General features: G+C 48.3%; 14 protein-coding genes. 11 read left to right on the forward strand and 3 right to left on the reverse strand.

Annotation, left to right across the window (positions count from 1 at the left end):
• Positions 1–23 precede the first annotated feature (23 nt).
• Entirely contained in the window at positions 24–2,852 is a 2,829-nt protein-coding gene (locus tag Q0882_RS08385) for a cache domain-containing protein (RefSeq protein WP_299180091.1), read from the forward strand.
• A 68-nt stretch (positions 2,853–2,920) separates the two neighbouring features.
• Here Q0882_RS08385 and Q0882_RS08390 read toward each other — a convergent pair whose 3' ends face one another.
• Entirely contained in the window at positions 2,921–3,454 is a 534-nt protein-coding gene (locus tag Q0882_RS08390) for an NUDIX hydrolase (protein WP_299180094.1), read from the reverse strand.
• 130 nt (positions 3,455–3,584) lie between these two features.
• On the opposite strand from Q0882_RS08390, the gene Q0882_RS08395 reads away from it, so the two are divergent.
• From Q0882_RS08395 to Q0882_RS08410, 4 genes are read left to right on the forward strand one after another with little or no spacing between them, the layout of a single operon-like run.
• Positions 3,585–4,205: a CoA pyrophosphatase gene (locus Q0882_RS08395; RefSeq protein ID WP_299180097.1), complete on the forward strand. Its 621-nt coding sequence runs from the start codon at positions 3,585–3,587 to the stop codon at positions 4,203–4,205.
• Positions 4,202–4,726, forward strand: a complete 525-nt coding sequence (locus Q0882_RS08400) for a gamma carbonic anhydrase family protein (RefSeq protein ID WP_299180100.1) — start codon at positions 4,202–4,204, stop codon at positions 4,724–4,726. Before Q0882_RS08395 ends, Q0882_RS08400 begins: the two co-directional genes overlap by 4 nt.
• Positions 4,727–4,731: 5 nt before the next feature.
• Positions 4,732–4,923 carry a DUF1289 domain-containing protein gene (locus Q0882_RS08405; protein ID WP_299180103.1) on the forward strand — a complete coding sequence of 64 codons (192 nt, stop codon included), beginning with the start codon at positions 4,732–4,734 and terminating at the stop codon, positions 4,921–4,923.
• An 8-nt stretch (positions 4,924–4,931) separates the two neighbouring features.
• Positions 4,932–5,231, forward strand: coding sequence for an MTH1187 family thiamine-binding protein (locus tag Q0882_RS08410; RefSeq protein ID WP_299180106.1), 300 nt, complete (start codon positions 4,932–4,934; stop codon positions 5,229–5,231).
• A gap of 37 nt (positions 5,232–5,268) precedes the next feature.
• Here the strand turns inward: Q0882_RS08410 and Q0882_RS08415 are convergent, their stop codons facing one another.
• Both Q0882_RS08415 and ccsA read right to left on the reverse strand, forming a co-directional pair.
• On the reverse strand, positions 5,269–6,540 hold the full coding sequence (locus Q0882_RS08415) for an HlyC/CorC family transporter (RefSeq protein ID WP_299180109.1): 1,272 nt from the start codon (positions 6,538–6,540) through the stop codon (positions 5,269–5,271).
• Between the two features lie 90 nt (positions 6,541–6,630).
• Positions 6,631–7,590: an inner membrane protein YpjD gene (gene ccsA / locus Q0882_RS08420; protein WP_299180112.1), complete on the reverse strand. Its 960-nt coding sequence runs from the start codon at positions 7,588–7,590 to the stop codon at positions 6,631–6,633.
• A 54-nt stretch (positions 7,591–7,644) separates the two neighbouring features.
• Here ccsA and ffh point away from each other — a divergent pair, with 54 nt between their 5' ends.
• From ffh to Q0882_RS08450, 6 genes are all read left to right on the forward strand, one after another.
• Positions 7,645–9,057, forward strand: a complete 1,413-nt coding sequence (gene ffh, locus Q0882_RS08425; RefSeq protein WP_299180115.1) for a signal recognition particle protein — start codon at positions 7,645–7,647, stop codon at positions 9,055–9,057.
• Between the two features lie 158 nt (positions 9,058–9,215).
• On the forward strand, positions 9,216–9,464 hold the full coding sequence (rpsP, locus tag Q0882_RS08430; RefSeq protein WP_299180118.1) for a 30S ribosomal protein S16: 249 nt from the start codon (positions 9,216–9,218) through the stop codon (positions 9,462–9,464).
• A gap of 25 nt (positions 9,465–9,489) precedes the next feature.
• Positions 9,490–10,023, forward strand: a complete 534-nt coding sequence (gene rimM / locus Q0882_RS08435) for a ribosome maturation factor RimM (protein ID WP_299180121.1) — start codon at positions 9,490–9,492, stop codon at positions 10,021–10,023.
• A gap of 3 nt (positions 10,024–10,026) precedes the next feature.
• Positions 10,027–10,776: a tRNA (guanosine(37)-N1)-methyltransferase TrmD gene (gene trmD / locus Q0882_RS08440; protein ID WP_299180123.1), complete on the forward strand. Its 750-nt coding sequence runs from the start codon at positions 10,027–10,029 to the stop codon at positions 10,774–10,776.
• A gap of 17 nt (positions 10,777–10,793) precedes the next feature.
• Positions 10,794–11,150, forward strand: a complete 357-nt coding sequence (rplS, locus tag Q0882_RS08445) for a 50S ribosomal protein L19 (protein WP_299180125.1) — start codon at positions 10,794–10,796, stop codon at positions 11,148–11,150.
• 170 nt (positions 11,151–11,320) lie between these two features.
• Positions 11,321–12,742 carry a hypothetical protein gene (locus tag Q0882_RS08450; protein ID WP_299180127.1) on the forward strand — a complete coding sequence of 474 codons (1,422 nt, stop codon included), beginning with the start codon at positions 11,321–11,323 and terminating at the stop codon, positions 12,740–12,742.
• Positions 12,743–12,774: the final 32 nt, after the last annotated feature.

The following is a 12,774-nucleotide window of genomic DNA, read 5'->3' on the forward strand; positions in this document are numbered from 1 at the left end:
ATTTCAAAGAACCTCCCCGTCTTATGACTCAGACAAATGTAAAAACGTTACCGCGTTTTTTAGTGCTCGGTACAGTGGCTATCACTGTGCTCCTGCTCGCGTCTGTGGCTACCCATTTCCTCTATAAAAACCAGAAAGATAGTGAAGAGCGCCTGGCAGCGCTTGAACTTGAGTTTATTGAGCGCGGTAAGGCGCGACTGGCTTCAGAGATTCAGAGTTCAAAAGATTACATCACCTATATGGTTTCGCAGGCAGAGAATGTTCTTAAAGAGCAATCCCGGGCGGAAGTGATGAAAGCACATACGATCGCTGAAACCATCTATAAGAGTGAGCGTGGGAAGCGCCCGGATGCAGAAATAAAAGAGTTGATCAGAGAGTCTTTGCGGAATATCCGTTTCTTTAATGGCCGGGGGTATATCTTTATCGATGATGATAAGGGCGTTTGCATATTACTACCGACGCTCCCCCATGTTGAAGGGCGTTCTCTGTACGATAATCAGGATGACACCGGTCATTATATAATGCGCGGGTTGCTCAAGGCGGTTCAAAACCCACAGCAAGAGGGCTTTTCCAGTTATCGTTGGTACCCCCCTAACGATAAGCAGAATATGGCGGATAAGATCGCATTTGTTAAAACATTTGCACCCTACAACTGGTTGATCGGTGCGGGTGATTATCTGTATCAAATTGAGAATGACCTGAAAGCGCAGGCATTAAACCGTCTGAAAGCGATTAAATTTGGTGATCATGGTTATCTGGCTATCTTTGATGCGGATGGTCGGCTGCTATCTTCCCCTGGGATAAGTTCGCATAACGGGCAGGTACTGACCGATAGTCAGGAAAGTTTGGAAACGATCGCGTTAGAGCGAATATTTACCGCTGCAGAGAACGGTGGTGGGTATATTGAGTATGACTGGTACTTTCCAAATGGAGAGGGCCCCTTCCCGAAAATATCATTAGTGGATACCGTCCCTGGGCTGAATTGGACGCTGGTAGCCGGCTTTTATCCTGAAGATATCAAAGGGGTACGGGCTTCTCAGCAGGTGATGTTAGAGCGGGCAATGAGGGAAGATCGAACTCAGATCTATATCTTTCTGATATTGGCCGCCTTGGTGACGATTGGTCTAAGTATGTTATTTGGAGGTTGGGTTAACCGCCGATTTTCCCAGTATAACGATGAGATCGAAAGCAAACAGCGGGCCCTACAGCTGGCTTCCAGAGTATTTGATAATGCGCTGGAGGGGATTATGGTCTCTGGGGAAAACGGTCGTTTGCTCACTGTTAATGATGCTTTTACCGAGATTTCCGGGTATTCCAAAGACGAGGTGTTAGGGCGTAACCCAAGATTCCTTCAATCCGGACGTCATGATGAGCTGTTTTATCGAAATATGTGGCAGTCGATCAATACTCATGGTGGTTGGGCTGGTGAGATCTGGAACCGAAGAAAGAATGGTGAAGTTTTCCCTCAGTGGCTGTCGATTCGTGCGTCCCTGGATGAGCAGGGGATGGTGCAAAACTATATCGCCTCAATCACTGATCTCACTGAACGTAAGCAGGTGGAGGAGAAGCTTCGCTACCTCTCTGACTTTGATCCTCTGACCAATCTGCCAAACCGCCGGCTTCTGGGTTATCGCGTTGAGCAAACCATCGCCCTGAGCAAGCCGGGAGAGAATTTTGCGTTGCTCTATGTCGATCTTGATCATTTCAAGCATATCAATGACAGTCTGGGTCATAGTTTTGGTGATGAGATCCTCCAGAAGGTTGCTCAGCGGGTTCAGGAGATGGTGTCAGACGAGTGCACAGTGAGCCGTCTGGGTGGTGATGAGTTTATGGTGCTGATGCCTGATCTGACCAAGCTTGAACAGGTTGCTAATCTGGCTGATACCATTTTGAAACAGGTAGCATTACCGTTGGAAAGCGACGGACACCTGATGATTACTCCAAGTGTCGGTATCTCAGTATATCCGGACGATGGCCAGACCTTCGATAAACTGCTCCGTAATGCCGATGCAGCAGTACACTTTGCAAAGTCTCAGGGTCGTAATAACTATCAATTTTATACGGCTGAGATGAATCAGCATGCCTCTGAACGATTAAAAACTGAATTGTCACTACGAAAGGCGGTCGAGAATCAGGAGTTTGAACTGTTCTTCCAGCCACAGCTCTGCCTGAAAACTCAAAGGTTGGTGGGGTGCGAGGCGCTGATTCGCTGGCAGCATCCGGTTGAGGGGACTATTGCTCCAAACCGATTTATCCCTCTGGCTGAAGATACGGGGCTAATTCTGCCGATCGGCAGCTGGGTGCTCCAGCAGGCCTGCCTACAAGGGGTTAAATGGAAAGCAGAGTGTGCGGGCCCCTTCACAATGTCAGTGAATGTTTCTGTGCGTCAGTTCCGTCCAGAGCTGGTCGTTGAAGTTAAGGATGCACTGGAACAGTCAGGGTTATCACCTGAGTCTCTGGTTCTGGAGATTACCGAAAGCACCTTGATGCAGGATGAAGAGACAACGTTACAGTTGCTTCTTGAACTGAAAAGTCTGGGGGTGCAGCTTTCGTTGGATGACTTTGGTACCGGCTACTCCAGTATGGCTTACTTGAAACGTTTTAATCTGGATCAACTAAAGATCGACCGGGCTTTTATCAGTGATCTTCCAAATAATCCTGATGATGCCGCAATCACCTCTGCCATTATCGATGTTGCAAGTCACTTCGGCCTGGTCACAGTGGCTGAAGGCGTGGAAACCGTTGAGCAGGCTCAGTTCCTCGCTTCAGTGGGATGTATTGAGGGGCAGGGATACCTTTACGAAAAACCGATCTCTGCCGTAGACTTCAATCGCAAATATTTCGCAAACTGACACGATTTTAAGTTGATGGCGGGCTTTATACCTACCTGGGAGAGTGTTGCTGCGCTCTGGGTTATTGTTTAATTACTCTTCAATATGATCTCTCTAAGCGGGAATTCACCTGTTTTCCGATCATTAAAGTAGTAATTCAGAGCGTTTTTGATGGTTGGAAATGCCAATTGGTCCCATGGGATCTCACTCTCTTCGAATAAACGGACCTCCAGAGACTCACTGCTTTTAGCAAATTCCGGCTTCTCCATTTGGGCCAGATAGATCATCTGTACCTGATTGACGTGAACAATCGACGTCAGCGTATACAGGTGGCTGATAATCACATGAGCATTCGCCTCCTCCATGGTTTCGCGAATGGCTCCCTCTGTGGTTGATTCATCATTTTCCATAAAGCCTGCGGGCAGGGTCCAGTAACCTTTTCTGGGTTCGATCGCCCGCTTGCACAGCAGTACCTTATCTTCAAAGACAGGAAGGCATCCGGTAATCACGCGGGGGTTCTGATAGTGAATGGTGCCGCATGCATCGCAGATATGGCGGGGCAGATGATCGCCTTCAGGGATCCCTAAGTGTAATGGGGCTGCGCAGCTGGAGCAGTAGTTCATGATATATCCTTGTAGTAGGGAGTTAATTCTAGCCTGAGTGAAGTGCTGAAACAAAAATGTATCGCTTATGCTTAAATTAGCAGCCTACTTCAGAGTATGATGGTTTTATCTGCCGAGAAATTAAATTGTTATGTTAACTACGATTCGTCAGCGTCTGGATAGCTTTGAACCCCGACGTTTTCCCTCAACCCAGCCAAAGGCCAGTGTGCTGATCGCATTAACTGATCATGATGACCCAGAGGTTATTCTGACAAAACGATCTGCGAGGCTTTCTACCCACAGTGGTGAGATCGCTTTTCCTGGTGGGAAGCATGATGCAACTGATCCCGATCTTCTCTATACCGCCCTGAGAGAAGCGCATGAGGAGGTTGGATTACCGCCCGATCAGGTTGACGTTATCGGGCCTTTAGGACAGGTTTTATCTAAGCATGGCTTACAGGTTACGCCCTGGGTGGGTGTTATTCCCCGCTCCCTAGAGTTGGTCGCTAATCCGGGTGAGCTGGATGAAGTATTTAGTGTTCCTTTGAGCTTTTTTATTGAGGATCAGCGGTATTCAACTGATGAGATTCGTTTCAAAGGTAAAAATATGTATGTGCCGGCCTGGGAGTATGAGGGGCACATTATCTGGGGGTTGACCGCTTACATGCTGGTGGAACTCTTGAATGAGGGGTGTGGTGCCGGTATCCCAATGAAACCACGACCTGAACATAAAATCCGTCATTTCTCTAATGATTCACAGGAGTGGTTATGATCTATTCCCTTGAAGGGCAAAGTGTCAGATTGATCGGGGAGGAGCACTTTGTTGCTGAAAATGCCACCGTCATAGGCAATGTTGAGCTGCATAACTGCAGTAGTGTTTGGTTCAATGTTGTTATCCGAGGGGATAATGACCCGATTATTATTGGCGAGGGAACAAATATTCAAGATGGGGCTGTGCTCCATACCGATCCCGGGTTTACGCTCCGCCTTGGACGGGATGTTACGGTTGGGCATATGGCGATGTTACATGGCTGTGAGGTTGGGGAGGGCTCTTTAATTGGCATTGGGGCAGTTGTTTTAAATGGTGCTCGTATCGGTAAAGGGTGCCTGATCGGTGCGAATGCGCTGGTGCCTGAAGGGATGGAGGTTCCCGATTACTCTCTGGTGGTTGGATCTCCAGCAAAAGTGAAACGAACTCTCAGTGAATCTCAAATAGCAGGGTTGCGGGTGAATGCGGCGCATTATGTGGATAATATGCGTCGCTTTAATCGGAGTTTTGAGGTGCAGCGCTAAATCCTATGAGTAAAGCAGAAGAAAAACCGGTACCGAATCCCTGTGTGGGCGTTTGTGCGTTAGATGAAAATGACCTCTGTATCGCCTGCCAGAGGAGCGGCATCGAAATAGCTGAATGGGGCGTTTACTCTAACGAAGATAAGCGGCAGGTTTGGGAAAAGATCAAACAGCGCGAACAAGGCCATCTGATTAAGTAGGTAGTTTGATGAATGTAATGATCGATATCTGCATCGTACCTTTGGGGGTCGGTGTATCAGTGTCTGAATATGTCACTGCGTGTCAGCGAGTCCTGAAGGAAGCGGGCTTAACGCATCAGATGCATGCTTATGGTACCAATGTTGAGGGCGACTGGGATGAGGTAATGGCTGCGGTGAAACGTTGTCATGAGGTTGTGCACGAGATGGGCGCCCCTAGAATTACCACCTCTATGCGACTGGGCACCCGAATCGATCGTGAACAGAGCATGGATGATAAGATCCAAAGCGTGAAGGTGAAGTTGGGATAAGAGCCGGGGCCATTGAGGTGGCCCCTTCTAACAGTCATTACTCTTCGGTAACTTTCGGTAGTGCGATAATACGCGCCGTCTTGATAACGTTATCGCTGATCTGGAGGGTTTCGATGCGATAGTTCTCAAGCTGCAGGCAGATATTCGCATCTGGGATCGATTCCAGTGTTTCTGTGATCAGGCCGTTCATCGTTTTAGGGCCATCGGTTGGCAGCTCCCACTCCAGTGCTTTATTCACATCACGGATGTAAGCGGAGCCATCGACAAAATAGCTGCCATCTTCCTGTAGGTAGATATCCTGATTCTCCTCTTTGTTATTCGAGGAAAGTTCGCCGACAATCTCTTCTAGAATATCTTCCAGGGTTACGATCCCCTGAATATCACCGTATTCATCGACAACCAGGCCGATGCGTCTGTTCTGGGACTGGAAATGTAGCAGCTGAGTCTGTAGTGGTGTGCTTTCAGGGATAAAGTAAGGCTCCCGAATAACCTGTAAAATCGCGGCCTTAGTAACTGTACCCTCGTGGAAGACCTGTGCGAGGTTGCGCATATGGAGTAAACCAACGACTTTGTTCAATTCGCCCTGAAAAACCGGAAGGCGGGTGTGTTCTGTCTGGCTTAACTGCCCGATAATCGTATCCAGATCATCATCCAGATCTATGCCGATCACCTCATTTCGCGGGATCATGATATCGTTGACCGTCACCTCTGACAGTTCCAGAACCCCCAGTAGCATATTTTGGTTGTTCTGGGGGAGTAATGCGCCTGCTTCATGTACTAACGTACGAAGCTCTTCTGTGCTGAGATGGTGGTTATTGTCCCCGGTCACATTGACTCCGAAGAGGCGTAGGAATGTATTGGTAATACCATTAATGATCCATACGATCGGATAGATCAGTTTGAGTAAGGGGGCCAGGATATACGCTGCGGGGAACGCAATTTTCTCAGGGTGGAGAGCCGCCATGGTTTTGGGTGAGACTTCGGCGAATATCAGAATGACGACCGTCAGCATTGCCGTGGCAATCGCAATACCTGCATCACCCCAGAGTCTGACTGCAACAACAGTCGCTATTGCAGAAGCGAGAATATTGACAAAGTTGTTACCGATCAGAATAACGCCGATCAAACGATCAGGGCGCTCCAGCAGCTTGCTGGCTTTACGGGCACCGCGATGCTTCTTTTTGACCAGATGTTTTAACCGATAGCGGTTAAGCGACATCATGCCGGTTTCAGAGCTGGAGAAAAATGCGGAACAAAAGATCAGGAAGCAGAGAACCCCTAAGAGAAAACCTATCGACGCGTCTTCCAAGACTGTATGCCTATATTATGAATGGAGTGACATTTTTAAATTTGGCTTCAACACTGTCAAGACGTATCAAAGTATTAAGTCATTGAAGGGCTATACAAACCACTCAATGACCATTTTGCTACCGAAGAAACCCAGTGCCAGAGTAATGAAGCTGGCAATTGTCCAGCGCACTGCTGTATTACTACGCCAGCCAAAACTGATGCGCCCAAAGAGCAGAGTGGCATAGAGGCACCATGCCACGATAGAAAGCACGGTTTTGTGTACCAGGTGCTGTGCGAACAGGTCATCAAAAACGATAAACCCGGTAATCAACGAAGCTGACAGTAGAATCAACCCGGTCCATACCATCTCAAACAGTAACCGCTCCATTGTTTGTAACGGAGGGAGGGAGGAAACCAGTCCACGGGTATGATGATGCTTTAGGGCAGAGACTTGTCGGGATAAAAGGATCGCTTGTAATGCCGCGATGGTAAAAATGCTGTATGCCAGAATGGAGAGAAGGATATGGGCGATTAGGCCCGCATCATAGGCTTTGCCATCACTTACCCCAGTGACTAAAGCAGCTAAAGCGGTAACTGCAGCCAGGGGGAAGACGCCAATGAACAGATTGTCTACGCTCTGGCGCAGGCTACTCAAAAGAACCAGGCCAGCGACCAGCCAGGAGATCAAAGAACCTGCACTGAAAAGACTGAGGTTAATGCCAGAGGGTTGATGCAAAATCAGATAGATAGCAAATGTGTGTGCAACCAGGCCAGCAAGCCCAAGGCTCTGATTTATCGTTCTGGATTGTTTACGATCACCCCGCATCACCTGCCATTGCAGAAAACCTGCAGTGGAATAAAGCAAAACTGCAACAAGGGTGGAAATGTTTAACATCGTCGTCTCTTCTGTCCAGTGTTCCGGTAGAACAGTGTTTACAGGGTGGAGCGTTAGTTTGTCATAGAAAGAGAACGGATAAAAGCGATGCAATCCTCCTATATAGAGTGGGGGGCTGCTATGCATACCCTGAGTACGGTATAATGCTGCGATTCGTATTCCCAGTTTATCCATTTCCCCGCACATCACTGCCGTAAACAGTTAACGCCGGGGGGTTTGAGGCAGGACATGTTTGAGAATTTAACAGAACGACTTACGCATACGCTCCGCTCCGTTACCGGACAGGCAAAACTGACCGAAGAGAATATCAAGGGGACATTGCGTGAAGTGCGTATGGCGCTGCTGGAAGCAGACGTGGCGCTGCCCGTTGTTAAAGAGTTTGTTAATGGCGTTAAAGAGCGTGCGGTTGGTGCAGAAGTCACTAAAAGCCTGACTCCGGGTCAGGTCTTTGTAAAGATAGTCAATGAAGAGATGATCAAGGTGATGGGGGAGGCAAATGAGCAGCTGAACCTGGCTACATCTCCTCCTGCAGTTGTTCTGATGGCAGGTCTGCAGGGGGCGGGTAAAACAACCTCTGTAGCTAAACTGGGTCGCCACCTGCGTGAGCGTGAGAAGAAGAAAGTTCTGGTTGTTTCTGCGGATGTTTATCGTCCTGCTGCGATCAAACAGTTGGAAACTCTGGCGGGTGAAGTTCAGGTCGATTTCTTCCCATCTACCGCCGATCAGGATCCGGTAGATATTGCGAATGCAGCTATCGCGCATGCTCGCATTCAGCATCATGATGTAGTTTTGGTCGATACTGCCGGTCGTCTGCATGTCGATGAAAATATGATGGGCGAGATTAAACGCCTTCATGCGGCTGTAAACCCGATTGAGACGTTATTTGTCGTTGACGCAATGACCGGTCAGGATGCGGCAAACACCGCTCGCGCATTTAATGAAGTGCTTCCTTTAACCGGTGTCGTACTGACCAAAACAGACGGTGATGCCCGTGGTGGTGCAGCACTTTCTGTCCGCCAGATCACGGGTAAACCGATTAAGTTCCTGGGTGTTGGCGAGAAAGTTGATGCCTTAGAACCGTTCCATCCGGATCGTATTGCCTCCCGTATCCTGGGTATGGGTGATGTGCTCTCCCTGATAGAGGAAGCAGAGCAAAAGCTTGATAAAGCCAAAGCGGAGAAATTCGCCAAGAAGATCAAAAAAGGTAAAGGTTTTGATCTTGAAGACTTCCGTGAGCAGATCTCCCAGATGAAAAATATGGGGGGCATGATGGGCATGCTCGACAAACTGCCTGGAATGGGACAATTGGCTCAGGCGGCTGATGCGGCTAATGCAGAGAAAGGGATGCATCAGATGGAAGCGATCATCAATTCGATGACACCGTTGGAACGTCGCAAGCCTGAGATTATCTCTGGTTCACGAAAAAAGCGTATCGCGATGGGATCAGGGACACAGATACAGGATGTTAATCGCTTGTTAAAACAGCATAAGCAGATGTCGAAGATGATGAAAAAATTCAGCGGCAAAGGCGGCATGACTAAGATGATGCGTGGCATGAAAGGGATGTTACCTCCGGGAATGGGAGGTGGCCCTGGCGGTATGGGTGGTATGGGCGGCCCAGGTGGTTTTCCAAAGATGTAATTTCTCTGTTCGATAAGTGAACAAAAGACTTTATCAGGGCGGCAAATTCACGTAGAATTGCCGCCCTGATTTTTAACGGTCCGGTCTGCCTGAAAAACAGACGGGGTAATCAAACAGTGGGCGATATCAAAACCCGCTCAATAAAAAGGGTCTAACGCATGGTAATAATTCGTTTGTCTCGTGGTGGCGCCAAAAAGCGTCCTTTCTATCACATCTCAGTAGCGGACTCGCGTAATGCGCGTGATAGCCGTTTTATTGAGCGTGTTGGCTTCTTCAACCCTACAGCACGTGGTCAGGAAGAGCGTCTGCGTGTAGCTCTGGATCGTATCGAATACTGGCAGGGTAAAGGCGCACAGCTGTCTGAGCGTGTTGCTAAGCTGGTAAAAGAAGCGAAAGCTGCAGAGTAATTTAAGGTTTTAATCAGGGTTGCAGATGAGCAGTAAGTCAGAAAACAGAGATATGATTCTCGGCAAAATTACTGCGGTCTATGGGGTCAAAGGTTGGGTGAAAATCTACTCTTATACTGACCCGATAGAAAATATCTTCAACTATTCGCCATGGCGTCTGAAAATGAACGGTTCTTTCAAACCTGTTGAGGTAGAGACCGGCAAACGTCACGGTAAAGGCCTGATAGCAAAGCTTTCCGGTGTAAATGATCGTGATCTGGCCCAAACATATTGTGGCTTTGAGATCGTGGCAGATGCTGACCAGCTTCCTGAACTGGATGAGGGTGAGTATTACTGGAATCAGTTGCAGAACCTATTAGTTTATACCGAGTCCGACCAGTTGTTGGGCAAGGTGAGCCACCTGTTGGAAACCGGCGCAAACGATGTGTTGGTTGTGAAGGGAACGGCAGACAGTATTGATCAGAAAGAGCGTCTGTTGCCTTACCTGCCCGATCAGGTGATTAAAAAGATTGACTTGGAAACAGGTACCATACGGGTCGATTGGGACCCGGAGTTCTGAACCATGTGGTTCGGTGTAGTAACACTCTTTCCTGAAATGTTTGATGCAATTCGTTGCTATGGCGTTACAGGCAGAGCTGTTAAAAATGGTCTGATACAGATGGAGTGCTGGAGTCCTCGTGATTTCGCGCACGACAAACATAAAACTGTAGATGATCGACCTTATGGGGGTGGTCCCGGCATGCTGATGAAAGTTCAGCCACTGCGTGATGCCATCCATGCGGCAAAAGAAGCTGCGGGCGACGAGGTGAAAGTTATTTATCTCTCCCCTCAGGGACGTCGTATAAACCATGAGGGGGTGCAGGAACTGGCTTCGCGTAAGAAGTTGATTCTGGTGGCAGGGCGTTATGAAGGTATTGATGAACGCCTGATAGAAACTGAAATTGATGAAGAGTGGTCGCTTGGGGATTTCGTCCTCAGTGGTGGGGAGTTACCTGCCATGACTATGATTGACGCAGTTTCCCGTTTAGTTCCAGGTGTTCTCGGACATCAGGACTCAGCCACAGAGGATTCTTTTCATGATGGTTTGCTGGACTGCCCGCACTACACCAGACCGGAACAGTTCGAAGATATGCAGGTACCTGATGTGTTGCTAAGCGGTAACCATAAAGAGATCAGACGCTGGCGTCTGAAGCAACAGTTAGGAAGAACCTGGCTACGCCGGCCTGACCTGCTGGAATCTCTTGAGTTGGATGCTGAGCAGAAGTCATTGTTAACCGATTTTATCCGGGAGACCCAAGGGTCCGAAGGTTGAATGTTTAGGAGCAAGCGATGAGCGGCAAGAACCTAATTATTCAGCAGCTTGAAGCTGAACAGATGAACAAAGAAGTACCAGAATTTGCACCAGGTGATACTGTTGTAGTTCAGGTAAAAGTAACTGAAGGCAACCGTACACGTCTACAGGCGTTCGAAGGCGTAGTGCTGGGTAAACGTAACCGTGGTGTTAACTCTGCTTTCACTGTACGTAAAATCTCTCACGGTGTGGGTGTTGAGCGTACATTCCAGACTTTCAGCACAACTGTTGACAGCATTGAAGTTAAGCGCCGTGGTGATGTTCGCCAGGCTAAGCTTTACTACCTGCGTGAACGTAGTGGTAAGTCTGCACGTATCAAAGAGAAGTTGGCGTAATCCCAACGACTCTTTTCCAAAAAAGCGGCATTTATGCCGCTTTTTTTGTGTCTGAAGGGATACGGGTTGGCTCTTGGGGATAAAGGGTTGGACAGATTACGTATTTCACGACCATAATAGTTCAAATAAAGGTTTGCTTCCGGGAAATAGGGAGAGTCGGCGGGACGCTTATGCAGAAGAAGATAATCAAAATTTTATCCGTAGTCTTTGTTGTTATCTTAATACCAGCACTGGTTGTCGGGGGAGCCTACGGTTTTATCTGGTGGAAGGTGTCCACTGCCGCTGATCAGTTTGCTACAGATATCGCCCCATTCGCGGAGATGAAGTACCAGCAAGTGCATATCAATCTTCCGGATACTGAAGTAGGGCTGAAAGGTGTCAGTTTTACTCCTTCAGGGATGGATGGAGAGATTGGTATCGATGCGGCCATACTGAAAGCACCCTCCTGGGGATTCCTGCTTGATCTGGAAGAGAAGCTGAACAGCGGAGAATTTCCTGAGTCCTTCAACCTTGCAATGACCGGTTTGAGTGTTGATCTTAATAGCGGTTATATGAAGCAGTGGGCGAATATGGCCACCGATATGCAGCACCAGGCAGGTCAGAGCTATGATGCGTTGGGTTGTGGTGAGCGTAAGTACTTCAGTGTTGCCGACCTGCGCAAGATGGGATACAGCACAATCAGCAGTGATATCTCCTTGCAGTACGGATTTGACTCACAAGAGCGGCAACTCTATTTCGATATGCAGAGTAAAACGGGTCAGATTGCTGACATGAGTCTCTCGTTTGTCGTGAAAGTCGCCAGCGATACCCTGAATGCCCAGACAGTTATGTTTGCTCAGCCGGAGCTGCGCAAAGTCGAAACCCGTTTTAAAGACAAAGGTTATAATGTTCGCCGCAACCGTTTCTGTGCGAAAGGAAACGAGGAAACCGTTGAGCAGTACCGGGAGAAGTATAAACTTCTTCTTGCTCAGAAGCTGAAAGGGGATGGCTGGACCATACCTGATTCGATTCTGACTGGGTTTGATGGCCTGAATAAACCGGGTGGGTCGCTCTATCTGAGAGTGGATATTCCTCAGGGTTTTGGAATGCAGTCAATGATGCTAGTTGAAAAACCATCAGATCTTATTGATGCCCTGACTCCCTACGTAGAGTTCAATGGTAAGCCAGTATTTCTGGATGGTATCTCCTGGGAACAACCCGATCCAAATGCTCACACAGAGATAGCTGCGGTACAATCCTCGTCATCAATGGATGCGACAGAGTCCTCTGCGGAGAGCGAAAAAAATCTGGCTGACTCGCAGGAGGAGGTACAGATTCCTGAAGAACAGAAAGCGTTAGGGCGTACCTATTTCCCTAACCCTAAACCCAGACCCGCCCCTAAATCCTTCAAGCCGGTTTCACTCTCTGAGCTCAAGCATCATCTGGGAGAGCCGGTAGTGATACATACCTATTTTGGACGTAAAATTGAGGGTAAATTGATCGGCGCCTCCAGCTCTGTCATTACAGTTGAGCATCGTCTGGTTGATGGTCGCGGTACCGCGACATACCCAATATCTACAAAGAAAATTGAGACCGCTCAACTTTATCGTTGAGCCGTCTTTGATTGCTGCGGAGCGGGACTTTG

Source organism: uncultured Neptuniibacter sp., from assembly GCF_947498015.1.
In the GTDB taxonomy this organism is placed as follows: Bacteria; Pseudomonadota; Gammaproteobacteria; order Pseudomonadales; family Balneatricaceae; genus Neptuniibacter.

Bases quoted from the DNA above. Each gene is read 5' to 3' on its own strand.
- Q0882_RS08405 (WP_299180103.1), top strand. From the start codon at position 4,732: ATGAGTAAAGCAGAAGAAAAACCGGTACCGAATCCCTGTGTGGGCGTT.
- rplS (WP_299180125.1), top strand. From the start codon at position 10,794: ATGAGCGGCAAGAACCTAATTATTCAGCAGCTTGAAGCTGAACAGATG.
- Q0882_RS08450 (WP_299180127.1), top strand. From the start codon at position 11,321: ATGCAGAAGAAGATAATCAAAATTTTATCCGTAGTCTTTGTTGTTATC.
- ccsA (WP_299180112.1), bottom strand. From the start codon at position 7,590: ATGGATAAACTGGGAATACGAATCGCAGCATTATACCGTACTCAGGGT.
- rimM (WP_299180121.1), top strand. From the start codon at position 9,490: ATGAGCAGTAAGTCAGAAAACAGAGATATGATTCTCGGCAAAATTACT.
- rpsP (WP_299180118.1), top strand. From the start codon at position 9,216: ATGGTAATAATTCGTTTGTCTCGTGGTGGCGCCAAAAAGCGTCCTTTC.
- Q0882_RS08385 (WP_299180091.1), top strand. From the start codon at position 24: ATGACTCAGACAAATGTAAAAACGTTACCGCGTTTTTTAGTGCTCGGT.
- ffh (WP_299180115.1), top strand. From the start codon at position 7,645: ATGTTTGAGAATTTAACAGAACGACTTACGCATACGCTCCGCTCCGTT.
- trmD (WP_299180123.1), top strand. From the start codon at position 10,027: ATGTGGTTCGGTGTAGTAACACTCTTTCCTGAAATGTTTGATGCAATT.
- Q0882_RS08410 (WP_299180106.1), top strand. From the start codon at position 4,932: ATGAATGTAATGATCGATATCTGCATCGTACCTTTGGGGGTCGGTGTA.
- Q0882_RS08390 (WP_299180094.1), bottom strand. From the start codon at position 3,454: ATGAACTACTGCTCCAGCTGCGCAGCCCCATTACACTTAGGGATCCCT.
- Q0882_RS08395 (WP_299180097.1), top strand. From the start codon at position 3,585: ATGTTAACTACGATTCGTCAGCGTCTGGATAGCTTTGAACCCCGACGT.
- Q0882_RS08400 (WP_299180100.1), top strand. From the start codon at position 4,202: ATGATCTATTCCCTTGAAGGGCAAAGTGTCAGATTGATCGGGGAGGAG.